The 25,836-nt window shown below is 61.2% G+C and carries 22 protein-coding genes; 13 read left to right on the top strand and 9 right to left on the bottom strand.

Features of this window, described 5'->3' with window-relative positions:
• The first annotated feature begins 28 nt into the window (after window positions 1–28).
• Window positions 29–3,517 carry a carbamoyl-phosphate synthase large subunit gene (carB, locus tag ACQ7C1_RS26030; protein WP_430960357.1) on the top strand — a complete coding sequence of 1,163 codons (3,489 nt, stop codon included), beginning with the start codon at window positions 29–31 and terminating at the stop codon, window positions 3,515–3,517.
• A 109-nt stretch (window positions 3,518–3,626) separates the two neighbouring features.
• Here carB and ACQ7C1_RS26025 read toward each other — a convergent pair whose 3' ends face one another.
• Both ACQ7C1_RS26025 and ACQ7C1_RS26020 read right to left on the bottom strand, forming a co-directional pair.
• Window positions 3,627–5,081, bottom strand: coding sequence for a UdgX family uracil-DNA binding protein (locus ACQ7C1_RS26025; protein WP_430960356.1), 1,455 nt, complete (start codon window positions 5,079–5,081; stop codon window positions 3,627–3,629).
• Window positions 5,081–6,313, bottom strand: coding sequence for a putative DNA modification/repair radical SAM protein (locus tag ACQ7C1_RS26020; protein WP_430960355.1), 1,233 nt, complete (start codon window positions 6,311–6,313; stop codon window positions 5,081–5,083). The genes ACQ7C1_RS26025 and ACQ7C1_RS26020 overlap by 1 nt, the downstream gene beginning before the upstream one ends.
• A 266-nt stretch (window positions 6,314–6,579) precedes the next feature.
• Between ACQ7C1_RS26020 and greA the strand changes: the two genes are divergently transcribed.
• Together greA and ACQ7C1_RS26010 are read left to right on the top strand one after the other, a co-directional pair.
• Complete coding sequence (greA, locus tag ACQ7C1_RS26015) at window positions 6,580–7,056, top strand: transcription elongation factor GreA (RefSeq protein ID WP_085778873.1); 477 nt, start codon at window positions 6,580–6,582, stop codon at window positions 7,054–7,056.
• A gap of 26 nt (window positions 7,057–7,082) precedes the next feature.
• On the top strand, window positions 7,083–8,141 hold the full coding sequence (locus ACQ7C1_RS26010; protein ID WP_430960354.1) for a glycosyltransferase family 4 protein: 1,059 nt from the start codon (window positions 7,083–7,085) through the stop codon (window positions 8,139–8,141).
• An 85-nt stretch (window positions 8,142–8,226) separates the two neighbouring features.
• Here the strand turns inward: ACQ7C1_RS26010 and ACQ7C1_RS26005 are convergent, their stop codons facing one another.
• Window positions 8,227–9,561 (bottom strand): dicarboxylate/amino acid:cation symporter, encoded by a 1,335-nt coding sequence (locus ACQ7C1_RS26005; protein ID WP_221112158.1) that lies wholly within the window; start codon window positions 9,559–9,561, stop codon window positions 8,227–8,229.
• A gap of 224 nt (window positions 9,562–9,785) precedes the next feature.
• Between ACQ7C1_RS26005 and ACQ7C1_RS26000 the strand changes: the two genes are divergently transcribed.
• Together ACQ7C1_RS26000 and ACQ7C1_RS25995 are read left to right on the top strand one after the other, a co-directional pair.
• On the top strand, window positions 9,786–11,660 hold the full coding sequence (locus ACQ7C1_RS26000; protein WP_430960353.1) for a sensor histidine kinase: 1,875 nt from the start codon (window positions 9,786–9,788) through the stop codon (window positions 11,658–11,660).
• Between the two features lie 3 nt (window positions 11,661–11,663).
• On the top strand, window positions 11,664–13,010 hold the full coding sequence (locus ACQ7C1_RS25995; protein ID WP_430960352.1) for a sigma-54-dependent transcriptional regulator: 1,347 nt from the start codon (window positions 11,664–11,666) through the stop codon (window positions 13,008–13,010).
• A gap of 6 nt (window positions 13,011–13,016) precedes the next feature.
• Here the strand turns inward: ACQ7C1_RS25995 and ACQ7C1_RS25990 are convergent, their stop codons facing one another.
• Window positions 13,017–13,484, bottom strand: a complete 468-nt coding sequence (locus ACQ7C1_RS25990; RefSeq protein WP_064695956.1) for an Lrp/AsnC family transcriptional regulator — start codon at window positions 13,482–13,484, stop codon at window positions 13,017–13,019.
• A gap of 231 nt (window positions 13,485–13,715) precedes the next feature.
• On the opposite strand from ACQ7C1_RS25990, the gene trxB reads away from it, so the two are divergent.
• The 5 genes from trxB (at window position 13,716) to ACQ7C1_RS25965 (ending at window position 18,802) form a co-directional block, all read left to right on the top strand.
• Window positions 13,716–14,690 carry a thioredoxin-disulfide reductase gene (gene trxB, locus ACQ7C1_RS25985; RefSeq protein ID WP_430960351.1) on the top strand — a complete coding sequence of 325 codons (975 nt, stop codon included), beginning with the start codon at window positions 13,716–13,718 and terminating at the stop codon, window positions 14,688–14,690.
• Between the two features lie 22 nt (window positions 14,691–14,712).
• The gene (locus tag ACQ7C1_RS25980; protein ID WP_085778879.1) at window positions 14,713–15,609 is read left to right on the top strand and encodes a LysR family transcriptional regulator VtlR; all 897 of its coding nucleotides are present in this window, start codon (window positions 14,713–14,715) and stop codon (window positions 15,607–15,609) included.
• A 553-nt stretch (window positions 15,610–16,162) separates the two neighbouring features.
• A complete protein-coding gene (locus ACQ7C1_RS25975; RefSeq protein WP_097596912.1) occupies window positions 16,163–16,456 on the top strand; it encodes an ArsR/SmtB family transcription factor in 294 nt (97 codons plus the stop codon).
• Between the two features lie 145 nt (window positions 16,457–16,601).
• Entirely contained in the window at window positions 16,602–17,726 is a 1,125-nt protein-coding gene (locus ACQ7C1_RS25970) for an alkene reductase (RefSeq protein ID WP_430960350.1), read from the top strand.
• Between the two features lie 275 nt (window positions 17,727–18,001).
• A complete protein-coding gene (locus ACQ7C1_RS25965) occupies window positions 18,002–18,802 on the top strand; it encodes an aminoglycoside phosphotransferase family protein (protein WP_430960349.1) in 801 nt (266 codons plus the stop codon).
• Here ACQ7C1_RS25965 and ACQ7C1_RS25960 read toward each other — a convergent pair.
• Window positions 18,799–19,821 carry an NAD(P)H-binding protein gene (locus ACQ7C1_RS25960; protein ID WP_430960348.1) on the bottom strand — a complete coding sequence of 341 codons (1,023 nt, stop codon included), beginning with the start codon at window positions 19,819–19,821 and terminating at the stop codon, window positions 18,799–18,801. The two genes, ACQ7C1_RS25965 and ACQ7C1_RS25960, sit on opposite strands and share 4 nt — an antisense overlap.
• A 94-nt stretch (window positions 19,822–19,915) precedes the next feature.
• Between ACQ7C1_RS25960 and ACQ7C1_RS25955 the strand changes: the two genes are divergently transcribed.
• Window positions 19,916–20,818, top strand: a complete 903-nt coding sequence (locus ACQ7C1_RS25955) for a LysR family transcriptional regulator (RefSeq protein WP_430960347.1) — start codon at window positions 19,916–19,918, stop codon at window positions 20,816–20,818.
• A 59-nt stretch (window positions 20,819–20,877) separates the two neighbouring features.
• Window positions 20,878–21,387: a GrpB family protein gene (locus ACQ7C1_RS25950; protein WP_430960383.1), complete on the top strand. Its 510-nt coding sequence runs from the start codon at window positions 20,878–20,880 to the stop codon at window positions 21,385–21,387.
• Window positions 21,388–21,486: 99 nt separating this feature from the next.
• On the opposite strand, the gene ACQ7C1_RS25945 is transcribed toward ACQ7C1_RS25950, so the two are convergent.
• A complete protein-coding gene (locus ACQ7C1_RS25945; RefSeq protein WP_085778883.1) occupies window positions 21,487–21,780 on the bottom strand; it encodes a DUF2188 domain-containing protein in 294 nt (97 codons plus the stop codon).
• Between the two features lie 229 nt (window positions 21,781–22,009).
• Between ACQ7C1_RS25945 and ACQ7C1_RS25940 the strand changes: the two genes are divergently transcribed.
• Window positions 22,010–23,107, top strand: a complete 1,098-nt coding sequence (locus ACQ7C1_RS25940) for a calcium:proton antiporter (protein WP_430960346.1) — start codon at window positions 22,010–22,012, stop codon at window positions 23,105–23,107.
• A gap of 38 nt (window positions 23,108–23,145) precedes the next feature.
• On the opposite strand, the gene ACQ7C1_RS25935 is transcribed toward ACQ7C1_RS25940, so the two are convergent.
• From ACQ7C1_RS25935 to ACQ7C1_RS25925, 3 genes are all read right to left on the bottom strand, one after another.
• On the bottom strand, window positions 23,146–23,835 hold the full coding sequence (locus tag ACQ7C1_RS25935; protein WP_285191466.1) for a glycosyltransferase: 690 nt from the start codon (window positions 23,833–23,835) through the stop codon (window positions 23,146–23,148).
• Between the two features lie 73 nt (window positions 23,836–23,908).
• Window positions 23,909–24,778 carry a 3-deoxy-manno-octulosonate cytidylyltransferase gene (locus ACQ7C1_RS25930; RefSeq protein WP_430960345.1) on the bottom strand — a complete coding sequence of 290 codons (870 nt, stop codon included), beginning with the start codon at window positions 24,776–24,778 and terminating at the stop codon, window positions 23,909–23,911.
• A 47-nt stretch (window positions 24,779–24,825) separates the two neighbouring features.
• Window positions 24,826–25,731 carry a glycosyltransferase family 8 protein gene (locus ACQ7C1_RS25925; protein WP_183704775.1) on the bottom strand — a complete coding sequence of 302 codons (906 nt, stop codon included), beginning with the start codon at window positions 25,729–25,731 and terminating at the stop codon, window positions 24,826–24,828.
• Window positions 25,732–25,836: the final 105 nt, after the last annotated feature.

Raw genomic sequence — 25,836 nt, 5'->3', positions numbered from 1 at the left:
TCTGCGCAGCCAGAAAATGGATATCGCCATGCCGAAGCGCCAAGACATCAAATCGATCCTCATCATCGGCGCGGGACCGATCGTCATTGGCCAGGCTTGCGAATTCGACTATTCCGGCACCCAGGCCTGTAAGGCTTTGAGAGAGGAAGGCTACCGCGTCATCCTCGTCAACTCCAACCCGGCGACGATCATGACCGACCCCGGGCTGGCAGACGCAACTTACGTCGAGCCGATCACCCCGGAAGTCGTCGCGAAGATCATCGCCAAGGAGCGCCCGGACGCGCTGCTGCCGACCATGGGCGGCCAGACGGCACTGAATACAGCCCTATCCCTGAAGCGCATGGGCGTGCTCGACCGCTACAATGTCGAGATGATCGGCGCCAAGCCGGCGGCCATCGACATGGCCGAAGACCGAGCGCTGTTCCGTGAGGCTATGGCACGCATCGGCCTTGAAACGCCGCGCTCGATGCTGGCGAACGCCACCGACATCAAGGATTTGGACCGCAAGACGCACGAAGCCGAGCGCACCAAACTGCGCGAAAGCCTCTCCGGTCCCGACCTCGACAAGGCGCTGGACGAGCTGGAAAACCAGTGGAATCTTGGCGAGAGCGACCGCAAGCAGCGCTACCTGAACCATGCCATGGCGATCGCCGCCCAGGCACTCGACCATGTCGGCCTGCCCGCGATCATCCGCCCCTCCTTCACCCTCGGCGGCACCGGCGGCGGCATTGCCTACAACCGCTCGGAATTCTTCGAGATCGTCGGCGGCGGTCTCGATGCTTCGCCGACCACTGAAGTGCTGATCGAAGAATCGGTGCTCGGTTGGAAGGAGTATGAAATGGAAGTGGTCCGCGACAAGGCGGACAACTGCATCATCATCTGCTCGATCGAGAACATCGATCCGATGGGCGTTCATACCGGCGATTCCATCACCGTCGCTCCGGCGCTGACGCTGACCGACAAGGAATACCAGATCATGCGCAACGCCTCCATCGCGGTGCTGCGCGAGATCGGCGTCGAGACCGGCGGCTCGAACGTCCAGTTCGCCGTCAATCCGAAGGACGGCCGCCTCGTCGTCATCGAAATGAACCCGCGCGTCTCGCGCTCCTCGGCACTCGCTTCCAAGGCCACCGGCTTCCCGATCGCCAAGGTCGCCGCGAAGCTCGCCATCGGCTACACGCTCGACGAGTTGGAAAACGACATCACCGGGGGCGCAACGCCGGCTTCCTTCGAGCCGTCGATCGACTATGTCGTCACCAAGATCCCGCGTTTCGCCTTCGAGAAATTCCCCGGCGCTTCGCCGGTCCTGACGACGGCGATGAAATCGGTCGGCGAAGTCATGGCGATCGGCCGCACCTTTGCCGAATCGCTGCAGAAGGCGCTGCGCGGCCTCGAAACCGGCCTGACCGGCCTCGACGAAATCGAGATCCCCGATTTCGAAGAAGGCGAATCCAGCCAGAACGCCATCCGCGCAGCCATCGGCACGCCGACGCCGGACCGCCTGCGCATGGTCGCCCAGGCGCTGCGCCAGGGCCTCAGCATCGAAGAGGTGCATGAAGGCTGCAAGATCGATCCCTGGTTCATTGCCGAACTCAAGAATATCGTCGACATGGAAGCCCGCATCCGCGAGCATGGCCTGCCCGGCGATGCCGCGAACCTGCGCATGCTGAAGGCCATGGGTTTCTCCGACGCGAGGCTGGCGACCCTGACCGGCAAGCGCCCGAAAGAAGTCGCGGAACTCCGCAACAGCCTGAACGTGCGTCCGGTTTTCAAGCGTATCGACACCTGTGCGGCCGAATTCGCTTCGCCTACGGCCTATATGTATTCGACCTACGAGACGCCCTTCGTCGGCGCCGCCCGCTCGGAAGCTCAAGTCTCCGACCGCAAGAAGGTCGTCATCCTCGGCGGCGGCCCGAACCGCATCGGCCAGGGCATCGAGTTCGACTATTGCTGCTGCCATGCCGCCTTCGCGCTGAAGGATGCCGGCTATGAAGCGATCATGATCAACTGCAACCCTGAAACCGTCTCGACCGACTATGACACGTCGGATCGCCTCTACTTCGAGCCGCTGACGGCCGAAGACGTGATCGAGATCCTGCGCGCCGAACAGGAGAAGGGCGAAGTCGTCGGCGTCATCGTCCAGTTCGGCGGCCAGACGCCGCTGAAGCTCGCCGAGGCGCTGGAGAAGAACGGCATTCCGATCCTCGGCACAGCGCCTGACGCGATCGACCTCGCCGAAGACCGTGACCGCTTCCAGAAGCTTCTGATGAAACTCGATCTTAACCAGCCGAACAACGGCATCGCCTATTCGGTCGAGCAGGCCCGCCTCGTCGCCGCCGAAATCGGCTTCCCGCTCGTCGTGCGCCCGTCTTACGTGCTCGGCGGCCGCGCCATGCAGATCCTGCATTCGGAAGGCCAACTGCAGACCTACCTTCTCGATACGGTTCCGGAACTGGTGCCTGAGGATATCAAGCAGCGTTATCCCAACGACAAGACCGGCCAGATCAACACGCTGCTCGGCAAGAATCCGCTGCTCTTCGACAGCTACCTCACTCACGCGATCGAAGTCGACGTCGACTGCCTCTCCGATGGCACCGACGTCTATGTCGCCGGCATCATGGAGCATATCGAGGAAGCCGGCATCCACTCCGGCGATAGCGCTTGTTCGCTGCCGCCGCGTTCGCTGCCGGTCGAACTGCTCGACGAGTTGGAGCGCCAGGCCAAAGCCATGGCCAAGGCGCTCAATGTCGGCGGCCTGATGAACGTCCAGTTCGCCATCAAGGACGGCACTGTCTACGTGCTCGAAGTCAATCCGCGCGCCTCGCGCACCGTGCCCTTTGTCGCCAAGACCATTGGTGCGCCAATCGCCAAGATCGCCGCCCGCGTCATGGCCGGCGAGACGCTCGACGCGACCTTCGCCGCCTATGGGCAGAAGCCCAATCCGCGTAAGCTCACCCACATCGCTGTCAAGGAAGCCGTCTTCCCCTTCGCCCGCTTCCCCGGCGTCGACACGCTGCTCGGCCCGGAAATGCGCTCGACCGGCGAAGTGATCGGCCTCGACACCGATTTTGCCCTGGCCTTCGCCAAGTCGCAGCTCGGCGCCGGCGTCGAGTTGCCGCGTGATGGAACAGTCTTCGTCTCCGTGCGTGATGAGGACAAGGCGCGCGTGCTGCCGGCGATCCGCATCCTCGTCGAAGAAGGCTTCAAGGTGCTGGCAACCGGCGGCACCGCCCGCTTCCTTGGCGAAAACGGCATCACCGCCACCAAGATCAACAAGGTCCTGGAAGGCCGTCCGCACATCGAGGACGCGATCCGCAACCGCCAGGTCCAGCTCGTCATCAACACCACGGACGGCAACAAGGCGATCTCGGATTCCAAGTCACTGCGCCGCGCGACGTTGATGCAGAAGGTGCCCTATTACACGACGATGGCCGGCGCCGAAGCCGCCGCTCAGGCGATCAAGGCGCTGAGGGCGGGCAATCTCGAAGTCCGGCCGCTGCAGAGCTATTTCGCCTGACATGAGAGCAATTCCAGCAGAACTGTGCCGCAGTCTTGCTGGATTGCGTAAAAACAACGAGATAGCGCCATCGCTTAATGGGCGCTGGCGCTATCTCGCCGGAATCAATTTATCCGCCTAAGACCATAAGCCGCTGAATTTCCGTCATATCCTCGCGAAACCGCGCCAGTTCCTCTGCCTTCAGCCGCTCGTCAGGAATGCGCAGCAGATAGGATGGATGCACGGTGACGAAGAGCGTACGCCCTCCTTCGATCGCCATCGCCCTTCCCCTGACATCCTGCAGCTGTTCTTTCACGTCGGTCAGCGCCGCAAGCGCCGTCGCCCCCATTGCGACGATCAGTTTCGGCTTAATCAGCGCCAACTCCCGATCGAGCCACCAGCGGCAATGCTTCACCTCGCTCATATTGGGCTTCTGGTGGATGCGCCGCTTGCCACGCGGCTCATACTTGAAATGTTTGACCGCATTGGTGACGTAGAGCCTCGATCGGTCGATGCCGGCCTCTGCTATCACCTGATCGAGAAGCCTGCCGGCAGGTCCCACGAAGGGGCGGCCGGCAATATCCTCCTGGTCGCCCGGCTGCTCGCCGACAAACATCACCTGCGCATCGCGCGGCCCCTCCCCGAACACGGTCTGGGTGGCATTGGCATGCAGCGGACAGCGCGTGCAGACGGCGGCTTCCGCGCGCAGTGCTTCCAGCGTGCCCGCTGGAGCCTCAGGTTCTGCGGGGAGATTGCGTGCCGCCTGCTGCAAGCGGTCGTGGAACGGCAGCGATAGCGTCGCCTCCCGCGCCGCCATCTCCCGCACCTTGCTTTCGGCCGATGCAATCAAGCCAGGAATGAGATCCGCCTCCGGCAGGTTCTTCCAGTACTTCTTCGGCATCTCCGCCTGCATCGCCTTCACCTTCAATCGCGCCGGGTTGAAGATATTGGCGTAGTAGGTACGCCAGAGCTCGTTGGTGGCATCGCTGAGATTGGGCTTTTCACACGGCTCGTCGGCAATTGTCAGGCGCTCGCCCTCCCAGGCGGCCGACCCCTTGGGCGTAGCAATCAGCCAGTCCATGTCGTTGAAGCGCCGCTGGAAAAAGGGAGCCGTGCGTCTGACGATATGATGGTCCGGCTCGAACCAGGCGATAAATTTTCGACGTGCCGATGATACCGCACCTACTTCCTTGAAACGGACGAAGGCTGTCATCTTGTGCGCGTCACGCCGAACATTCTTCGCCATCAGCCTGGCCCGCACGACATCCTCATCGGAAGCCACTTCAAGCAGTCGCCGGTCCAATTGCAGCCGCCAGAGCAGACGGTAAAGCAGGGAAAATCGCGCCGGATCGGAATGGCAGAGAACCGTCTCCGCAAGCTCGATGAAAGCGGGCGGCACCGTCATCGGCTTGCGTGATGTCGCAGGCTCCGGCGGCATGGCATCGCGTTGAAACGAAAGATCGGCCTCAGCGCTTTTTTCGCGCCAGTCGATCTCCTCGGGCAATATGCCGGCGGCTGCCAGGGCGCGCGCGGCATCCCGCCATTCGCCTAAATCTCCGCGTCCCGCAAGCACGACCCTGCGCATCACAGCAACGACAATTGTTCAGGCTGCGGCTCAAACATGGCGCGCAGGTCCGGGCGGTCGATCAGCCGTCGGGGCGACCAGCCTTCCGCTGAGATGAAGGCTTGAACTTTCTTGACCGAGACGCCGAGCCGCGAGAGATCGTCGAGCCGCAGGCGGCGAAAACGGCGCGCCGAAACGATCGCCTTCACCGTCCTGGTGCCGAGACCCGGAACACGCAGCAACCGCTCGCGCTCGGCCTTGTTGATGTCGACCGGAAATTCGCCCCGGTTGGCAAGCGCCCACGCAAGCTTCGGATCGAGATTGAGATCGAGCATGCCGCCCGCCTGGTTTGCAGTGATTTCCTCGATGCCGAAACCGTAGAACCGATACAGCCAGTCTGCTTGGTAGAGCCGGTGTTCTCGCATCAGCGGCGGTTTGATCAGCGGCAGGTTTTTCGACGCGTCGGGGATGGGGCTGAAGGCGGAGTAATAGACGCGCTTCAGGCCATAGCTGCTGTAAAGCCGGCCGCTGCTCGCAAGGATCGTCGCATCATTGGCCCCATCTGCGCCGACGATCATCTGCGTGCTCTGGCCGGCCGGGACGAAACGCTGTCGTTTCCTCGTCTTTAATGTCGGCTCACTGGCCGCCTCGATCTTGAGCCGAAGGTCCCCCATCGATCGCCTAATACTGGCAGGCTTCTTCTCCGGTGCGAAACGGGAAATCCCGCTATCGGTCGGCAGTTCGATATTGAGCGACAGCCTGTCGGCATGAAGCCCCGCCTCCTCGATCAGATGCGGCGACGCCTCAGGGATCGCTTTGAGATGGATATAGCCGCGGAAATTGTGGGTTACCCGCAGCTCACGCACGATGCGGACCAGCTCCTCCATCGTGTAATCGGAAGAGCGAATGATACCGGAGGACAGGAAGAGGCCTTCGATATAGTTGCGGCGGTAGAATTCGAGCGTCAGCCAGACGACCTCCTCCGCGGTGAAGCGTGCCCGCTCGACATTGCTAGAGGAGCGATTGACGCAATAGGCGCAGTCATAGATGCAGAAATTGGTGAGCAGGATCTTCAGAAGCGAAATGCACCGCCCATCCGGAGCATAGGCATGGCAGATGCCGGATCCCTCGGTCGAACCCAATCCGCCGCTTCTGCTCGAATCGCGTTTCACCGTGCCGCTGGAAGCACAGGAAGCATCGTATTTCGCGGCGTCTGAAAGGATGGCCAAACGTTCGGTTAGCGACTTCTTCATTAGAATGTTCACTATATGTTCTTGGCTGCAAAGTCAATCCCGACGTCCCCGCTTCTGCCCCGTTTTGGCGCACATCACCTGACGTACCAGCGGGTTGGGTTTCATTTATGCGAATTTTCTGGAAATCAGCCGTGGCGATCTGCTATAAGCATGCAACTATGATTGTGGCACGGTTCCGAAGCTCCCCTTCGGGACCTGTTTTCTTTTGTGTGTGCCTGACTGTGCTGACGCAAGACGGGCGGCCGCAAGGAGTGAAGGACAGAAAAATGGTTGATAAGGTACCAATGACACAGGGTGGTTTCGTCAAGCTGCAGGAAGAACTGCGCTGGCGTCAGCAGGAAGAGCGTCCCCGAATCATCGAGGCGATCGCCGAAGCCCGTGCTCATGGCGACCTTTCCGAAAATGCCGAATACCACGCCGCCAAGGAAGCCCAGAGCCACAACGAGGGCCGCATCACCGAGCTGGAAGACCTGACGGCGCGCGCCGAGGTTATCGATCTCACCAAGATGTCGGGCGACAAGATCAAGTTCGGCGCCAGGGTGAAGCTCGTCGACGAGGACACCGAGGAAGAAAAGACCTACCAGATCGTCGGCGACCAGGAAGCCGACGTCAAGGCCGGCCGCATCTCCATCTCCTCCCCGATCGCCCGTGCGCTGATCGGCAAGGAAGTCGGCGATTCCATCGAGGTCAACGCGCCCGGTGGCTCCAAGGCCTACGAAATCCTCCAGGTTTCCTGGGGCTGATCGCCCGCCAGACATGAGATCCATCCTTGCCGGACATTCGTGACGTCGAGATCATCGCGCCCAATTTCAAGCGCCGGCTCTCCGGCGTCACCTCGACCATCGTCCAGCTCATCCCGTGCCAGATCCGGCTTGGCATGCGCATAGCAACGCTCGGGCCGGGCCTGCCGGAGGGCCTGCCAAAGCTGAGTTGGGCGCAGCTTTTCGGGCTCTGGCGCCCGCCGGCCCGGCGCCGTCACCGCGTCTGGCACGCCCGCCGCAACAATGAGATGGCCGTCGGCATCCTGCTTCGTCATGTCCTGCGCATGCCGCTGAAGCTGCTCTTCACCTCGGCCGCGCAACGCCGTCACACCGCCTATACGAAATGGCTGCTCCGCCGCATGGATGCGGTAATCGCGACCAGCGACCGTTCCGGCTCCTTTCTCGAGGTGCCTCACACGGTCATCCAGCATGGCGTCGACCTTTCCTTGTTCCACCCGCCGGAAACGGCCGACGATGGCATTGGCGCCACCGGGCTGCGCGGACGCTATCTCGTCGGCTGCTTCGGCCGCGTGCGCCATCAGAAAGGCACCGATCTCTTCGTCCAAGCGATGATCGAACTCTTACCGCAGCACCCCGAATGGACGGCCGTCGTCTCCGGCCGCGTGACGGCGGAGCACACCGACTTCGGCGAAAAGCTCAAGGCCGATGTCGCCGCCGCGGGCCTCGCCGACCGAATCCTTTTCCTCGGTGAAGTGCCCGATATCAAAATCTGGTATCGCCGTTTGACGCTTTACGTAGCCCCTTCCCGCAATGAGGGCTTCGGTCTGACGCCGCTCGAAGCCATGGCCTCGCGGACCGCGGTGGTGGCATCGGACGCCGGCGCCTATGCCGAACTCATCGCCGAAGGCGAGACCGGCGCGGTGGTGGCTGCGGGCGATGGCGAGGCGCTGACGCGGGCCATCGCCCCTTACATCGCAAATCCAACTCTCGCGATTGCCCATGGCGAGAATGCGTTGCGCCACGTCAGGTTGAATTTCGCTCTGGAGAAGGAAGCACGCGCGATCGGCGCCGTCTACGATCGCCTACTCGGCGATAATCGCGGCTGAGCGGAACGAGATTTAGCAAAAAGCGAACGGCCCATCACATGACGGGCCGCTGCAAATATCCAAGAAGGGCGAACAAAGCCGCCTTTTATTCCGCCGGCTGAAGCGTCACAGCCGGGACGCCCTCTTCCGTCTGGCCGCCGAGAGCTGCGGCGAGTTGCGCGGTATCCAGTTCCTTTTCCCAGCGTGCCACGACGATCGTCGCGACCGCATTGCCGACGAGGTTGGTCAGCGCCCGGCATTCCGACATGAAGCGGTCGATGCCGAGGATGAGCGCCATGCCGGCGACCGGCACGGAGGGCACGACGGAGAGCGTCGCGGCAAGCGTGATGAAGCCGGCGCCGGTGATTCCAGCAGCCCCCTTCGAGCTCAGCATCGCCACGAGCAGCAGCAGGATCTGATCACCCCAGGAGAGCTGGATGCCGGTTGCCTGGGCAATGAAGAGGGCGGCCAGCGTCATGTAGATATTGGTGCCGTCGAGATTGAAGGAATAGCCTGTCGGGATGACGAGGCCGACGACCGAGCGCTTGCAGCCGGCCTTTTCCATCTTGTTCATCAGCCCTGGCAGTGCGGCCTCGGACGACGAGGTGCCGAGAACCAGCAGCAGCTCTTCCTTGATGTAGCGCAGCAGCGCCAGGATCGAGAAGCCGTTATAGCGGGCGACGGCGCCGAGCACGACGAGTACGAAGAGCAGCGAGGTGATGTAGAAGGTGCCGATCAGCATGGCGAGGTTGGCGATCGAACCGATGCCGTACTTGCCGATGGTGAAGGCCATGGCGCCGAAAGCACCGATCGGGGCGGCCTTCATCAGGATGGCGACAAGTTTGAAGACAGGAGCCGTCAGCGCATTGAGGAAGGTCACGACCTGCTCACCCTTTTCGCCGACCATGGCGAGCGCAATGCCGAACAGCACCGAGAAGAACAATACCTGCAGAATATCGCCATCGGCAAAGGCGCCGACAATCGTCGTGGGGATGATGTTCGTGAGGAAGCCGACGATGCTCTGCTCATGCGCCTTCTCGGCAAAGGTGGCGACGGCCTTCGGGTCGAGCGAAGCCGGATCGATATTCATGCCGGCGCCGGGCTGAATGACATTGGCGACGACCATGCCGATGACGAGCGCCAAGGTCGAGAAGGTCAGGAAGTAGAGCATTGCCTTGCCGGCGACGCGGCCGACCTTCTTCAAGTCGCTCATGCCGGCAATACCGGTCGCAACCGTCAGGAAGATGACCGGCGCGATGATCATCTTGACGAGTTTGATGAAGGCATCGCCGAGCGGCTTCAGCTGCGTGCCGAGTTCGGGGTAGAAATGGCCGAGCAGGATACCCGCGGCGATGGCGGCGAGAACCTGAACGTAAAGATGGGCATAAAAGGGTTTTCTGCGCTTGCTGTCCGCGACTGCATCGAATGGTGCTGCGATCATGATGTCCTCCTAAAGGCTCGTCCGGAACGAACTCCGGCCTCCCGAGCCGTTCGCTTCACTCCAACAGCTCAGCCGTTGTTGCCATCTCTTTCGCAAGCGCCGTGCCAGTTTCGAGTAGCCTTTCTAGAGCGTTGTATTTCCTGCATAAAAACTTTCCATAGGCCCTTGGGTCTTTAAGGAGATGCGAAAAACCACACAAATCTATTTGCGTCTCGTGCGGAAAGATGCACAAATCCCCCATGTCCTTGTCAGTCTCGCAAAGGCCTTGGCCCTCCTTGCCCTTGCAGCACCGCATCCGCCGGATGTGGTGGGCCTATGCAGTGCTCGCCCTCTCGGCCGTCCTCGCAAGCCTCTGGGTCAGCGGCGAGATCGGCCGGCGCCGGGCAGAGGCGGCCCTGGAGGAACAAGCACGCACCGATGCGAGGATGAATGTAGCGCTGCTGCGCACGGTCCTCGAAAAATACCGGGCGCTGCCCTTCGTGCTGTCGCAGGATACCGCGCTCGGCGCCGCCTTGGCGGGGCGCGACGCCGCCACGTTCGATGAGCTCAGCCGGAAGCTGGAGACGCTGGCTGCCGGCACGAAGGCTGCCGTCATCTACGTCATAGACAAGAACGGCATCACGGTTTCGGCCAGCAATTGGCGCGAACCGACGAGCTTCGTCGGCAATGACTATCGTTTTCGCGAATACTTCCAGGGCGCGGTCACCGAAGGACAGGCCGAACATTTCGCGCTCGGGACGGTCAGCAAGAAGCCGGGCCTTTATATTTCCCAGCGGATATCAGGCAGCAGCGGTCTTCTGGGCGTCGTCGTCGTCAAGGTGGAATTCGACGATGTCGAGGCGGATTGGAATGCCTCGGGCGCACCGTCCTACGTCATCGACGATCGCGGCATCGTCCTCATAACAAGCGTTCCCTCATGGCGGTTCATGACGATCGGCCGGATCGCCGAGGATCGGTTGACGGCGATCCGCGAGAGCCTGCAATTTGGTGATGCGCCGCTTCAGCCATTGCCACTCGATATCGTCCGACATCTGGGCGACCGGCTTGACGTCGTCGAGATCGTCATGCCCGGCGGCGCCGGAAAAACCAGCTTCCTTGGGGTCGCGATGCCAGTCCCCGCGACCAGGTGGCATCTGCAGCATCTTGTAGCGCTGGGGCCGTCCGTCGATGCGGCGGTCCGCGAAACGCGCATGCTGGCGCTGCTCTTGCTTTTGCCGCTTCTGGCCGGCGCCGCCTTCCTCCTGCGCCGCCGCCAGACGATCACGCTCAGGATCTTCAGCGAACAGCAGGCGCGCGAAGAACTGGAACGGCGCGTAGCCGAGCGGACGCTCGATCTCAGCCAGGCGCGGGATCGCCTGCAGGCCGAGATCACCGGTCACCGCAGCACGGAGCAGAAGCTCCAGGCGGTACAGCAGGATCTGGTGCAGGCCAACCGGATGGCAATCCTGGGCCAGGTGGCCGCCGGCGTCGCCCACGAGATCAACCAGCCGGTGGCGACCATCCGCGCCTATGCCGACAATGCCCGCACCTTCCTCGAGCGCGGCCAAACCGCGCCTGCCGGCGAAAATCTTCAGAACATCGCAGCGCTGACGGAGCGCATCGGCACGATCACCGAGGAGCTGAAGACCTTCGCCCGCAAGGGCCGCAGCAGTGCCGAGCCGACAGGCCTGAGGGAAGTCATCGAGGGTGCGGTGATGCTGTTGCGCAGCCGCTTTGCCGGCCGCATGGATACGCTTGACATCGAGCTGCCGCCGGCCGCGCTGCAGGTCATGGGAAACCGGATCCGCCTCGAGCAGGTGCTCATCAATTTGCTTCAGAACGCCCTGGAGGCAGTGGCGCCGAAGGCTGAGGCGGGGCGTGTCGAGGTCAGAACATCAACCGATGCGGACATGGTGACCCTGACGGTCGTCGACAACGGCCCCGGCATTTCGCCTGAAATCCGCAAGGGCCTGTTCACCCCGTTCAACACATCAAAGGAGAGTGGCCTCGGCCTCGGGCTCGTCATCTCCAAGGATATTGTCGGCGATTACGGTGGCCGGATAGAGGTTGAGAGCGATGGCGAAGGAAGCCGGTTCATCGTTCATCTGAGGAAGGCTTAGGTCATGGACACACGGAGCCCGGTTGCGCTGATCGACGACGACAGGGACCTGCGCCGCGCCACAGCCCAGACGCTGGAGCTCGCCGGCTTCTCCGTTTTCGCCTATGACGGCGCCAAGGCGGCGCTGGCGGACCTGCCGGCGGACTTCGCCGGCCCCGTCGTCACCGATATTCGCATGCCCGAGATCGACGGGCTGCAACTCTTCGCCATGCTGCAAGGCATGGATGCCGACCTGCCGGTGATATTGATGACCGGCCACGGCGATATTCCGATGGCCGTACAGGCCATTCAGGATGGCGCCTATGATTTCATCGCCAAGCCCTTCCCTGCCGACAGGCTCGTCCAGAGCGTGCGCCGCGCCAGCGAAAAACGTCGGCTCGTTCTGGAAAACCGCATGCTGCGCAAAGCAGCCGAAGATGCGCAAGAGACTTTGCCGCTGATCGGCCAGACGCCCGTCATGGAGAATCTCAGAAAAATTCTTCGCCACATCGCCGATACCGACGTCGACGTGCTCGTTGCCGGCGAGACCGGCAGCGGCAAGGAAGTGGTCGCGCAGATCCTGCATCAGTGGAGCCACCGCCGGAAAGGCAATTTCGTGGCGCTGAACTGTGGGGCGCTCCCCGAAACCGTCATCGAAAGCGAGCTGTTCGGCCACGAGGCCGGCGCCTTTACCGGCGCGCAGAAGCGCCGCACCGGCCGAATCGAACATGCAAGCGGCGGCACGCTTTTCCTCGACGAGATCGAGAGCATGCCTCTGGCCACACAGGTCAAGATGCTGAGAGTGCTGGAGATGCGCGAAATCACCCCGCTCGGCACCAACGAAGTGCGCCCGGTGGATCTGCGCGTCGTCGCAGCCGCCAAGATCGACCTCGGCGATCCCGAGGTGCGCGGCGATTTTCGCGAGGATCTCTATTACCGGCTGAATGTCGTGACGATTTCCATTCCGCCGCTGAGGGAGCGCCGCGACGATATTCCTCTGCTGTTTTCCCATTTCGCCGCCCGCGCGGCCGAGCGCTTCCGCCGCGATGTCCCGCAGCTTTCAGAGAATGTTCGGCGGCGTCTTGTCACCCACGCATGGCCGGGCAACGTCCGCGAGCTCTCCCACTATGCCGAACGGGTGGTGCTGGGCGTTGAGGGCGGCGGAGCGACGCTCGTTTCCCCGCAGCCGACCGGCGGCACGTTGCCCGAACGGCTGGAACGCTATGAGGCGGAGATCATCCGCGACGCGCTTTCGGCGAATGACGGCGACGTGCGCCGCACCATCGAAGCGCTCGGCATTCCGAGAAAGACCTTTTACGACAAGCTGCAGCGCCACGGCATTAACCGGGGCGGCTATGCCTCGCGCAAATAGACTGTGTCAGACTTCGACCAGTCCCAGCTTCTTCACCTGCCGGATCGTCAGCATGGTGCGTACGGTGTCGACATGTTCGTTCGCCGTCAGAATCTCGATGACGAAATCCTGGAAATGGGTGAGATTTTCCGCCACGCAATGCAGCAGAAAATCGCTGTCGCCCGAGACCATCCAGGCCTGGCGCACCAGCGGCCATTCGGTGGTGGCGGCGGCAAACGCCTTGAGGTTGCCTTCCGACTGGTGTTTGAGGCCGACCATACAGAAAGCAACCAAATCGAAGCCGAGCTTCGGGCTGTTCAGCATGGCGTGATAGCCCTCGATGATGCCGGCTTCCTCGAGCTTGCGCACCCGGCGCAGGCAGGGCGGCGCCGATATGCCGACACGGTCGGCGAGTTCGACATTGGTCATGCGGCCGTCGGCCTGCAGCTCCCGGAGGATCTTTATGTCGATGACGTCGAGTTCCGTGCGACCCACATCGTGGCCTTTCTTTAATTCTTCGCGGCGAGCTTCTATATAAAGCGGCGGAATACGCAAGAAAGTTTCAAGCCGATGACGGATTCTTGCACAGCAAGGCGATTTGCCTTGTTGGTAATGCAAGGCTGCCCTTGAATAAAAGCATTGGACGTTCATAAATGGCGCATGGACCGCGAAACGGCCGTAATCGCACTTTAGCCGCCGCCCTCCTGCCAGTCGAAAGGAAATGACATGCCCGCCCGCCACACAAAGGTGCTCATCATCGGTTCCGGACCTGCGGGCTATACTGCCGCGGTCTATGCCGCGCGCGCCATGCTGAAGCCGGTTCTGATCGCCGGCCTCGAACAGGGCGGCCAGTTGATGATCACCACCGATGTCGAGAACTATCCCGGCTTTGCCGATCCGATCCAAGGTCCGTGGCTGATGGACCAGATGCTGCAGCAGGCAAAACATGTCGGCGCCGAGATCATCAATGATCTAGTGACCGAAGTCGACACCAACCAGCGCCCCTTCGTCGCCCGCACCGACAGCGGCCAGGTCTGGACCGCCGATACGCTGATCATCGCCACCGGCGCCAAGGCCAAGTGGCTCGGCATCGAGAGCGAACAGCATTTCCAGGGCTTCGGCGTTTCGGCCTGCGCCACCTGCGACGGCTTCTTCTATCGCAACAAGGATGTCATCGTGGTCGGCGGCGGCAACAGCGCCGTCGAAGAGGCGCTCTACCTCTCCAACATCGCCAAGTCGGTGACCGTCGTTCACCGTCGCGATTCTTTCCGCGCCGAAAAGATCCTGCAGGAGCGCCTGTTCGCGAAGGAAAACGTCAAGGTGTTGTGGAACACCGAAGTGGCCGAGATCACCGGCACGCCGGCCAAGCCACCGATGCCGCAATCCGTATCCGGCGCTCGCCTGCGCGACGTCAGGACCGGCGCGATCACCGAAATGCCGGTCGACGGCGTCTTCGTCGCCATAGGTCATGCCCCGGCAACCGAGCTGTTCAAGGGCAAGCTGAAGCTCAAGGACAATGGCTATCTCTGGACGGCGCCTGATTCGACCGCGACCAGCCTGGAAGGGGTCTATGCCGCCGGCGACGTGACCGACGATACGTTCCGCCAGGCGATTACCGCCGCCGGCATGGGATGCATGGCAGCACTCGAAGCCGAGCGCTACCTGACGGGCCACATGCCCGTCGCCGTGGCCGCGGAGTAAAACCGGCATGAGGGGTGGGGGAATGCCATTGGATTGGGACAAGCTGCGTATCTTCCACGCAGCTGCCGAGGCGGGTTCGTTCACGCATGCGGCTGATAAACTGCATCTGTCCCAATCCGCCATCAGCCGCCAGGTGAGCGCGCTGGAGCAGGATGTCGGCACCAAGCTGTTTCACCGCCATGCGCGCGGCCTGATCCTGACGGAACAGGGCGAACTGCTCTACCGCACCGCCCATGACGTGCTGCTGAAGCTCGAAACCGTCAAGATGCAGTTGACCGAGACGACCGAGACGCCGTCCGGCAAGCTGCGCGTCACCACGACTGTCGGCCTCGGCCAGGGCTGGCTGACCGACAAGATCCAGGAATTCCTGCAGCTTTATCCCGATGTGCAGATCCAGCTTATCCTCGACAATGAGGAAGTGGATGTGAACATGCGCCACGCCGACTGCGCAATCCGCCTTCGTCAGCCGCAGCAGTCCGACCTCATCCAGCGCAAGCTCTTCACCGTGCACATGCACGTCTATGCGGCACCTTCCTACATCAACCGCCATGGCGAACCTCAGAAGATCGAGGACCTCGACAATCACCGCATTATCACCTTCGGCGAACCGGCGCCGAGTTACCTGCTCGATGTCAACTGGCTCGAAGTGGCTGGCCGTTCGTCCGACAACAAACGGATCCCGCATCTCCAAATCAACAGCCAGACTTCGATCAAGCGCGCCTGCCTGCTCGGAATCGGCGTTGCCTGCCTGCCGGACTATATCGTTGGCCGCGATCCTGGCCTTATTCAGCTGCCGATCAATGCCGACGTACCGTCGTTCGACACGTATTTTTGCTATCCTGACGAAATCAAGAATGCCGCCAAGCTGAAAGCTTTCCGCGATTTCATTGTCAGCAAAGCCAGAAACTGGAATTTTTAAGCCAGATTTATGGAATGATTTCCATACTATGCGGTGAGCGCATGACTGGCATGCACAAATGAGGGTTGCCGTTTGCCCATTAAACCACCATATCGCACATAGCTGATGCACATGGTGGCTTTTCCTCCCAGTTCCACCGCATTAGCTGTTCCCCTCTGGAGGTTTTTGAACCTTCACACTTATAAGGGCCCTGGTTTTCCAGCGGCCCTCTTTTTTTGCCTTGCCGCCTCGACAAATGCCGCGCCGCAAAAAATTTGTGCGGCGCATAGCAGGCATGCACAAAAAAGCATTGAAACCTGCCTAAGGAAGCACCATATCCAACTCAGCTGATGCACTTCGTGGTTTCTCTCCCAGTTCCACCGCATTAGCTGTTCCCCTCTGGAGGTTATTGACCTTCACAATTCAAAGGGCCCTGGTTTTCCGGTGGCCCTCTTTTTTTGCCCAAAATTTGCTCAATCGACAAAAGCCGCCGCCTCACTTGTCCGTGATTTGCATATCGGCATTCAACGATCAATATATCGTTCAAACACGATTTATAGTTCGGCAAACAACGATGGACAAAGACGAGATTATCAAGGCCCTCGCCCACCCCACCCGGATGGACATTCTGAGCTGGTTGAAGAATCCCGAGGAACATTTCCCCACGCAGGAGCATCCCTTTGAAATGGGCGTCTGCGCCAGCCAGTTCGAGCGCTGCGGCCTATCTCAATCCACCGTCTCGGCTCATCTCGGAACCCTGCAGCGCGCCGGCCTCGTCACCACCAGACGCGTCGGCCAGTGGATCTTCTACAAGCGCAACGAAGAAGCGATCGCCGCTTTCCTCAAGCAGCTGACACAGGATCTCTAGAATGCCCTTCTCGTCACCCGCGTTCCACTCGCCGCAGCCCTGAAGGCCTCATCGGCCGGGTGCGACGGCGTTCACCTATCTCTCCGCTAAGGGCCGGGCCGCCCTCGCCCGGCAGAGTGATCCTCCCGCAAAAGAAAGGACCATCATGGCCAAGCTTTTTGAACCCACCAAGGTTGGCGACATCTCAGTCAACAACCGCATCGTCATGGCGCCGCTCACCCGCAACCGCTCGCCGGGTGCTATCCCCAATGACCTCAATGTCGAATATTACCGCCAGCGCGCCACCGCGGGTCTGATCATCACCGAAGCGACCGCGATCACCCATCAGGGCCAGGGTTACGCCGACGCGCCTGGCCTTTACAGCAAGGAAGCGCTCGACGGCTGGAAGCGGGTGACCGACGCCGTCCACGCAGCCGGCGGCAGGATCGTCGTCCAGATGTGGCATGTCGGCCGCATCTCGCACACGACGCTGCAGCCGGACGGCGGCAAGCCGGTCTCCTCGACCAATCGTATCGCCAAGGCCAAGACCTATCTGGTCAATGCTGACGGCAGCGGCAGCTTTGCCGATACCTCTGAGCCGCGTGCGCTCGAAACTTCCGAAATCCCCGGCATCATCGAGGATTACCGCAAGGCAGCCCGCGCCGCCATCGGTGCAGGCTTCGACGGTGTCGAGATCCATGGCGCCAATGGTTATCTGCTCGATCAGTTCATCCGCGATGGCGTCAACGACCGCACCGACCAATATGGCGGCTCGATCGAAAACCGCACCCGCCTCACCTTCGAGGTCGTCGATGCGATCGTGAAGGAAATCGGCGCAGGCCGCACCGCAATCCGCATTTCGCCGGTAACGCCCTCTGGCGAAAGCTACGATTCCAATCCGCAGGCGACCTTCACCCATGTCGTCGAGGGGCTGGCCAGATACGGCCTCGCCTATATCCACGTCATCGAAGGCCAGACCGGCGGCGACCGTGATTACCGGCAGGGCGACAACCCCTCCTTCGATTACAAGGCGCTGCGCCAGGCTTATGAGAAGGCCGGCGGCAAGGCCAGCTGGATGGTCAATAACGGCTATGACCGCGATCTCGCAATGGACGCCGCCGAAAGCGGCCGCGCCGATCTGATCGCCTTCGGCAAACCCTTCATCGCCAATCCCGATCTCGTCGAAAGGCTAGCAAAGAACCTGCCGCTCAACACGCCCGACCAATCGACCTTCTACGGCGGCACCGCCAAGGGCTATCTCGACTATCCCGCCCTCGAAAAGGTTGCCTGAGGCTGCCTGAGTACGAATCGAGAAATTCCGCCGAGAGGCGGGATTTCTCAGGATGGTGAAACAAACTGCTCCAACCCCGGCACGTCACCTCGGCCTTGTGCCGAGGGTCTCAGCCGATCCAATTAAGCGACTGAAAATAAATGTTTTCCTCCCAGGCAATTGCCGTGGTCAGATGCTCGGCACAAGGCCTGGCATGGCGGAGGAGACTTTGTCGAAAAACGCAGAAATCTTGCCGAGAGGTGGAATTTCTGCGTTCAATATCCCTATATGGACGCATGTTTGCTCCCTATCTCGATCGCTGGTCGCTCATATCGGACGGCGAGCCCATCATCACCCATTCGAGCCGTCTGCTGCCGGTCCTCTGGCAGGACAGACCCGCCATGCTGAAAGTGGCGACGGATATCGACGAACGATACGGCGCACTGTTGATGCAGTGGTGGGAGGGCGACGGCGCGGCTCATGTCTACGCACACGAAGGCGACGCTGTGTTGCTGGAAAGGGCAACCGGGAAACGCTCCCTGCTTGTCATGGCGATGGACGGAGAAGACGACGAAGCGAGCCGCATTCTCTGCCGCACCGCCGCGCGGCTGCATGCGCCGCGCGAAAGACCGCTCCCCGATCCCATTCCCCTCACCCGCTGGTTCCGTGATCTCGAGCCGGCCGCCGGCAAACATGGCGGCACGCTTGCCGATTGCTCTGCGATCGCCAACGCCCTCCTTGCCGATCCGCGCGATCTCGCCGTCCTCCACGGCGATATCCACCACGGCAACATTCTCGATTTCGAGGAGCGCGGTTGGCTGGCGATCGATCCGAAACGGCTCCACGGCGAGCGCGGTTTCGATTTCGCCAATATCTTCGCCAACGAGGAATTGCCGTCGATCACCGACCCCGCCCGCTTTCGCCGCCAGCTCGCCATCGTCTCTGCGGAGGCGGGGCTGGAGCCGAAGCGGCTGCTGCAATGGATCGCCGCCTATTCCGGCCTTTCCGCCGCCTGGTTTCTTGGCGACCCCAATATCGAACAGGCGGAGACTGCCTTGAAGGTCGCGCGCATCGCGCTGGCCGAGCTGGCGGCCTAAGGCGCCTTCTGCAGCGTATGCCCGATAAAGGCGGCCGCGGTGTCACGATGCGCTTCGGGCAGGCAGCCGAGCGCCACGAGTGAGGCTCTTACCGCCTCGTCGATCGGTGTGCGCGGCTCCTCGCCAAGTTCGGCCACAAGCTTCGCGTTGTTCATCCTGAGCGGCACTTTCCAGAGATAGCGCATCTCGTTGATCTCCCGCATCAACGGAATGAAGGGCGCGGCGAGCGGCACGATCCACCAGGGAAACCGCCTGATCTTCGCCTTGCCGCCGGCGACACGCTTGATCGCTTCTGCCATCTGCATGCCATCCGCATCCCAGAAGCCATCCATGTGATAGATGGCGAAGGACGGCAGCCGATCGGCCCGCTCGATGAGTTGGGCGATGGTTTCCGCCATATCCGGCAGATAGGTCCACTGATGGCCGATGCCGCGTCGCCCCGGATTCTTGATGGTGCCGAGCGGCTTGCCCGGCGTCACCAGCCCCGATGAGAACCAGCTATTGGCCGTTGCGCCCGGACCGAAGAAATCGCCGGCACGGACGATGATGGCACCGGTGCCCGATTGCGCGGCCGCCTTCAGTCTCTTTTCCATCTCGACCCGGATCGCTCCCTTCTTTGTAAGGGGACACTGTGGGCTTTCCTCCGTCGGCGACTGCAGGGCATCGGGACCGAAATTATAGACGTTGCCCGGCAGCACGATGCGGGCACCGGCGATGCGAGCGGCAGCGATCGTATTGTCGAGCATCGGCAGCACCAGCCTTTCCCAATCGCGATAGCCGGGCGGATTGACCGCGTGGACAATCAGGCCAACACCTTCAGCCGCCTCCAGCACGTCGCCGGCATTCATCGCGTCGCCCTGCACCCATTCGAATGCCGGCTCGTTCTTCGACGCCTTGGCGGCGTCACGGTTGAGCGCCCTGATGCGCCAGCCACGGGCCAGAAGCTTGCGCGCAATCGCGCCGCCGATGCCGCCGGTCGCGCCGAGAACCAGTGCCGTGATCTTCGTCTCTCCATTCATCGCAATCATCTCCTTCAATTGCACGAGATGACTATGCTCCTGCTTCCAGATAAACAAAATTGACGAAATAATTAGCTCAGCTATACAAAAACATATGACGCTCGAACCAAGCTGGGATTTCTACCGCAGTTTCCTGACCGTGCTCCAGCAGGGGTCGCTTTCGGCGGCTGCGCGCGAACTGGGGCTGACCCAGCCGACCATAGGCCGTCATGTCGATGCTCTGGAACAGGCGATCGGCGCCGAGCTCTTCATCCGGTCGCCGAACGGCCTCCTGCCGACCGACGCCGCACAGGCGCTGAAACCCTATGCCGAAACTCTGTCGGCAACCGTCGCTGCCCTTTTGCGCACGGCATCCGGTGAGCGAGAGAAGGTAGCCGGAACGGTCAGAGTCAGCGCCAGCGAGGTCGTCGCCGTCGAAGTCTTGCCTCGGATTCTCGGGCCGCTGCAGGAAGCCTATCCCGAACTCCACATCGAGCTCTCGGCATCCGATGCGATTGAAGATCTGGTAAATCGCGAGGCCGATATCGCCGTGCGCATGGCCGAGCCACAGCAGCGTACTCTCATCGTGCGCCGCATCGGCGACATCCCGATCGGCTTCTACGCCCACCGCCGGTATCTCGAACGGCACGGCATTCCGCAAACCATGGCGGACCTCGCCACCCACCGGCTCATCGGCTTCGACCGGCAGACGGCCTACGTCCGCATGGTGATGCAACGCTATCCGGCGCCCGAAGGCATCAAATTCGCCTACAGGACCGACAGCAATCTTGCCCAGCTCTCTGCAATCCGCGCTGGCGTCGGCATCGGTCTCTGCCAGATCGGACTGGCACGGGAAAACCCCGACCTCGTGCATGTCCTTCCCGATGCGTTCGAGATTCCGCTCGGCACATGGGTGGTCATGCACGAAAGCTTGAAGACCTCACCGCGCTGCCGCGCCACGTTCGACGCGCTGGTCAAGGGCCTCCGGGCCTACCATCATCACTCGACCGGCGCGTAAGTAGAAAACGAGATCGATTTTTGGTGAGAATCATGGGCAATCTCGCAGCTCCTATGGAGATGACGATGCACAAGCCGGTTGAACTCGTGAGTTATGACAGGGAATGGCCGGAAGCTTTCCAGCGCATCCGAGCCAGGCTGCTGGCCTTGCTGCCGCAGGCGCTCGCTATCGATCACGTGGGCAGCACCGCCATACCTGATATGACCGCCAAGCCGCTCATCGATATCGACATCGTTCTTCCCGGTCTGAAGCATATCGAACCTGCGACGCAGGTGCTTCTCTCGGAAAACTACGAGCCCCGCGGCAATCGCTACGACGACGAGGTTTGGGCATTTTTGTCGAGAGATTCGGCGCCGGCGGAGCGGGTCTACCTTTGCCCGGCCGGCAACGGCACGCATCGAAACAGGCTGGCTTTCCGGGATTATCTCATCGCACATCCGGAGGCGGCGGCCGATTATGCCGCGCTCAAACGCAGGCTGGCAGCCGAATTCAGAATGGACGGCGATCGCTATACCGCTGAGGAGCGCGAATTTGTCGACACGATCGTCACGCGGGCATTGAAGGGATAGATCATGTCGCGCAAAAGTGTGCGCGATTTTGCGATAACGGCATGCGCGAAACAAAAGGCCCAAAGCGCAGCAAGCGAATTTGAAAGATCGCGACGCGCTTTAGGGTTGACGTCCCGCGCTCTGCGAGGCTCCGGCCATACGCTCCTGCCATAAGCCGTCGACCACCTCGGTTTCCGGTCGGTCGCCGCCCTCGGCATATTCCTCATGCCATTTGCCGTTTTCGTCCTGCCAGCTGATCTCGGCGGAATCGCCCCCGACCTGCTGTTCGGCCGCGACGATGCGCGCAGCTTCGAGCGCCTCGGCATGGGTCGGGAATGCCTCGGAATAGACGCCTCCCAGCCTGTAGGCCCAACCGCCGTCATGTGGCACGACTTCATAGACCACCTTGATCATGCATCCGTCTCCTCATCATCTTGTTGCGCATTCGCATGCTTCCGGACAGGGTCCGGATCATCGCGGCCGCGTGACGAGAATTCGAGGACGCCGCGATCTGCTTTCCGGCCCCGAGGGCGTCAGTATTCCATTAAACGCCCAAGACTGCAAATAGCAGAGTGCCACCGCTTGCTTCCCATCCGAAATCAGTGACTTACTTAAAAGCGTGAATCGCAACGGGAGCTGAGATTTGGGCATCGCGTCACGCCTTAAAGAGGAGAAGTTCCTGGTCACCGCACTCGTCGTCGCGCTGACCGCCCACCTTCTGGAGCATGCGGTTATGGAGATGGGGCGCGGCTTGGCGCTCGTCGCCGCCGCAGCACTCGTCGCCACCATCGTACTCGCCTCGATCCGCGTCGCCCATCATGCCGAACTGCTCGCCGTCAAGGTCGGTGATCCCTACGGCACGATGATCCTGACACTTTCGGCCCTCGCCGTCGAAGTCATCATTCTCGCTATCATGATGAGGGGCGAGAGCTCGCCAACCCTCGTGCGCGACACGATCTACTCAGCCCTGATGTTGGATATCAACGGCATCCTCGGTCTCGCAGCTCTCCTCGGCGGCCTCAAGCATGGGGAGCAGCCCTACAACGACAATTCGGGCAAGACCTACGGCGTGATGATCCTCACCGCCATGGGCATTTCGATGATCGTGCCGGAATTCGTGCCGAGCGATAAGTGGCACTATTATTCCGCCTTCACCATCATCGCGATGATCGCTCTCTACGGCCTCTTCCTGCGCATGCAGGTCGGCCAGCACAGCTATTTCTTCAGCTACAGCTACCCGCGCTCCGAGCGGAAGAAAGAAAGTCACCACGGACACGGCGCCGACGGACCGGCGGCCGTCTCGATCGCCACCATTCTCGTCGGCGTCGTCATTATCGGCCTGCTGGCGGAATTCATGTCGGCCTTCATGACCGAAGGCCTGCGCGACAGCGGCACGCCGATCGCGGTGACGGCCGTCGTCGTCGCGGCAATTTCGGCCGCCCCCGAAATCCTGACCGCCTTGCGGGCGGCGCTCAAGAATCGAATGCAGGCGACCGTCAACATCGCCATGGGCGCCTCGCTATCGACGGTGATCCTGACGGTGCCCGTGATGGAGGCGATCGCACTCTATACCGGCCAGCCCTTCATCATGGCGATGACCCCGGTGCAGACGGTGATGGTGACGATCACCTTGATTGCCGCCGCGATCAACCTCAACGACGGCGAGACAAACGCCATCGAGGGCATGACACATTTCATCCTCTTCGCCACCTTCGTCATGCTGACGGCGCTGGGGCTCTGAGGGCTCCTCCCCGCGGAGGAGGGGAAAGAACAGGCTGTTTAGGCGGGCTGTTGGGCGAAGAGCAGGCGTTCACGGGCTGCGAACCATTCCTCGGCGTAATCGTCGTTCTTGTATTCTTCGAAATACGGCCCGCCATCGGTGAAATGGACGTTCTTGGCATCTTCGCGGTAGTCGTATTCATTGACGAGGTAATTCCACGTCACCGGTAATTCGCCGATGAGGTCTTCATTCTCCAGCCATTTGAACTGATGCAGTTGCAGCCCGGTCGCGGTATTGACGTATTCGGGCGTCAGCGCGCGGCATTCGTCATTGTTGAAGAGGATGAGGCTCGACCAGTTCTTCTTTTCGTACTTGGTCTGCGTCTGACCGAGGAACTTGGTGTCGATCTTCGGCCGGTAATCGTGTTTGACGCACATGACGGCGTAACGCTCGTCGCGCAATGCCCAAAGCTCGGCGATATCGGCACGCATCAGCATGTCGCAATCCATGAAGATGCTCCAGCCCTCGTAACCACTGAGATAGGGCGTCAGGAAACGCGAGAAGGAGAACTCAGTGGATTGCAGCGCGTTGCGTTGGCGAGTGAAAATCCTGCCAAGATTGGAGAGCGCAATGGGCGAGAACTCGACCGGGATCGACGACTTCTCGATGATGCTCTGCACGAGAACGTGGTAGGCGACCACTTCCTTGGGATCGAATCCCACAAATATTCGGACGTTCTGTTGTTCCATTGTCCACCTTGATCGCCAGCATCGGCAACAGCTTTCTTCGCCACCCACGCCTGTTAGCTAAGGCCTGGGATAGTCATCCCTTCGACTTTTCGAGAAAACGCTGCTTGCGGGTTTTCGGTTTGAACCGCCGAAAGAAATTATCGACGGCGCGGATGAATTTAGTGACGGACATCAGCCTGTCGATCTGGCTGTTCGTATTGTCGAGCCGCTCCGACAGGACCTCAGCCGCAGTCATCGCGATCTCGATCGGCGGCACCTCGGGAAACCGTTTGGCAAGCGCCGAATAGGGGCTGGCATCGACGCCGCCCATCATCGAGATCGAACCCATTCGCGCAAAGAGACGCAGGAAAATCTGCTCGAATGTCCAATCGTGAACGTCGAACACCTTCCACTTCTCGCTCCGCTTCGCCGAAAAGCCGGCAAGCAGGATCTTGCCCGGCAACTGCAGATCGGCGAGCCACAGCGCTACCGCAAAGCCGCTCGTCGCGATCTTGCCGATCGGATAGAGATCGGCGAGCATTTGCGTCAGATCGAGGTGACGGGCTTTAGCGCCTTCGAAGCGGCTCTCCTCGCTGAAATTTTCCTCGACGGAGACCCGGATATTGACGACGCCGAGGAAATCGTCGCCGCCAAAGAAGCGCAAGACATCCGCCGTTTCGCGCCGGTGGACGATATGGGCGCCCATCACGTCGCTGCGGGCAACCAGCATGGAATGGCCGACGAAGGGTTCGTCGAGCACCTTATAGACCTTGTTGAAGAAGACGTAGAGCGCCGTCTCCGGCAATTCGCTCCGCAGCCGTTCGAGATCGACCGCCTCGCTGTTTGCTATTAGCACGATATGGGAGTAGCCCGACAACAGCGCCTTCCAAGCGTCCAGCGTCGGGAAATCGAAGCCGCCATCCGGAGCGGTCGTAGCCTTGTTATCGCTGGGGATTGATTCCATATCGGCTCACATGCACTTTCCAAAGACGATGCGCTCGGCCCGCCCGACTAGCTGTTGCTGAAATAGGCGCGCATCCGGGCAAGCCGCGTCAGGCCGCCGATCTGCTTTCCCACATGCGAGAGGAAGCCCGCCACTCGGTCCGTCGTCGACGGTTGCCTGCAGAAGGACGTCCAGGCTGTGTTGCGAAGATCTTCGGCATAACGATTGGCCATCCGCCGGTGCACCCAGGGAACGTTCGCCTGCCACGGCTTCTTGCGGCCGGTAAAATGAAAGATGGCCGGCCGGTCAACGAAAGGCAGCAGGCCCGTCTGCGTATTCCAGCGCGGATGGAGCACCAGCCAGTCGCCGTCGAAAGTGACGTTCAGCGCATCCTGGTCGTTGTTCTCAAACATGTGCGACCGCTCCTCGAAGATTTCCCGGGTTCTGGGGAAGAGCCCCCTCGCCCGGCAAGCCGACCAGTCGAACAGCAATACGCCAGCATTGAAGTAGCGGCCGCCCTCGCCCATGCCGATCTTGCGCTGGCGCGCGCCTGATTTCTCGGGAAAGGCCATGACATAGTCGTCAACGGCGGCAAGCGCCTTGCCTTGAAAATCAAGGATGAAGAGTTCATCGACCGGCGCAACCGCCAGCACGTCGGCATCGAGATAAAGCAGGCGCTCGACATGGCCTGGTATATCCCGATCCATATAGAGCCGCGCCAGCGTGGCGGCGGACCAGCGGCCCCGCGCCTGGAGGCCGGCATCTGGCGTCTTATAGGGCAACACCCTGATCGCCATATCGTGAAGCCGCCCAAAATTATCGACCTCGGCGACCTCGTGCGGCTTGAGGTCGATGCCGAGAAGCAGGAACTCTACACCGGCATTCGTAAGATTGCGCTTGACGGAAAGCAGAGTGCAGCAGGCGGCCGGGAGCATGTTAACGTCAGAACAGACGATGACGGCACTCTGCTGCAAAATCCGGCCCCCCGAAGCGGCAAATTGAACTTGATGCCGGATATCTAGTTGGTTTGGCGTCCGCCCGCAACCGCAGACAGCCCGTGCGACCGGCGCTCGCCCTCA

Source organism: Rhizobium sp. Nf11,1, from assembly GCF_050587665.1.
GTDB lineage: Bacteria > Pseudomonadota > Alphaproteobacteria > Rhizobiales > Rhizobiaceae > Rhizobium.
The sequence above is the reverse complement of the archived record's forward strand: the minus strand, read 5'-3'. Positions and strand labels throughout refer to the sequence as shown.

Excerpts from the sequence above, each read along its gene's own strand:
- ACQ7C1_RS26000 (WP_430960353.1), top strand. The coding sequence starts at position 9,786 with ATGCACAAATCCCCCATGTCCTTGTCAGTCTCGCAAAGGCCTTGGCCC.
- ACQ7C1_RS25995 (WP_430960352.1), top strand. The coding sequence starts at position 11,664 with ATGGACACACGGAGCCCGGTTGCGCTGATCGACGACGACAGGGACCTG.
- ACQ7C1_RS25955 (WP_430960347.1), top strand. The coding sequence starts at position 19,916 with ATGACGCTCGAACCAAGCTGGGATTTCTACCGCAGTTTCCTGACCGTG.
- ACQ7C1_RS26025 (WP_430960356.1), bottom strand. The coding sequence starts at position 5,081 with ATGCGCAGGGTCGTGCTTGCGGGACGCGGAGATTTAGGCGAATGGCGG.
- ACQ7C1_RS25980 (WP_085778879.1), top strand. The coding sequence starts at position 14,713 with ATGCCATTGGATTGGGACAAGCTGCGTATCTTCCACGCAGCTGCCGAG.
- ACQ7C1_RS25935 (WP_285191466.1), bottom strand. The coding sequence starts at position 23,835 with ATGGAACAACAGAACGTCCGAATATTTGTGGGATTCGATCCCAAGGAA.
- ACQ7C1_RS25950 (WP_430960383.1), top strand. The coding sequence starts at position 20,878 with ATGACGATGCACAAGCCGGTTGAACTCGTGAGTTATGACAGGGAATGG.
- trxB (WP_430960351.1), top strand. The coding sequence starts at position 13,716 with ATGCCCGCCCGCCACACAAAGGTGCTCATCATCGGTTCCGGACCTGCG.
- carB (WP_430960357.1), top strand. The coding sequence starts at position 29 with ATGCCGAAGCGCCAAGACATCAAATCGATCCTCATCATCGGCGCGGGA.
- ACQ7C1_RS26020 (WP_430960355.1), bottom strand. The coding sequence starts at position 6,313 with ATGAAGAAGTCGCTAACCGAACGTTTGGCCATCCTTTCAGACGCCGCG.
- ACQ7C1_RS25960 (WP_430960348.1), bottom strand. The coding sequence starts at position 19,821 with ATGAATGGAGAGACGAAGATCACGGCACTGGTTCTCGGCGCGACCGGC.
- ACQ7C1_RS25930 (WP_430960345.1), bottom strand. The coding sequence starts at position 24,778 with ATGGAATCAATCCCCAGCGATAACAAGGCTACGACCGCTCCGGATGGC.
- ACQ7C1_RS25970 (WP_430960350.1), top strand. The coding sequence starts at position 16,602 with ATGGCCAAGCTTTTTGAACCCACCAAGGTTGGCGACATCTCAGTCAAC.
- ACQ7C1_RS26005 (WP_221112158.1), bottom strand. The coding sequence starts at position 9,561 with ATGATCGCAGCACCATTCGATGCAGTCGCGGACAGCAAGCGCAGAAAA.
- greA (WP_085778873.1), top strand. The coding sequence starts at position 6,580 with ATGGTTGATAAGGTACCAATGACACAGGGTGGTTTCGTCAAGCTGCAG.
- ACQ7C1_RS25965 (WP_430960349.1), top strand. The coding sequence starts at position 18,002 with ATGTTTGCTCCCTATCTCGATCGCTGGTCGCTCATATCGGACGGCGAG.
- ACQ7C1_RS25945 (WP_085778883.1), bottom strand. The coding sequence starts at position 21,780 with ATGATCAAGGTGGTCTATGAAGTCGTGCCACATGACGGCGGTTGGGCC.
- ACQ7C1_RS25975 (WP_097596912.1), top strand. The coding sequence starts at position 16,163 with ATGGACAAAGACGAGATTATCAAGGCCCTCGCCCACCCCACCCGGATG.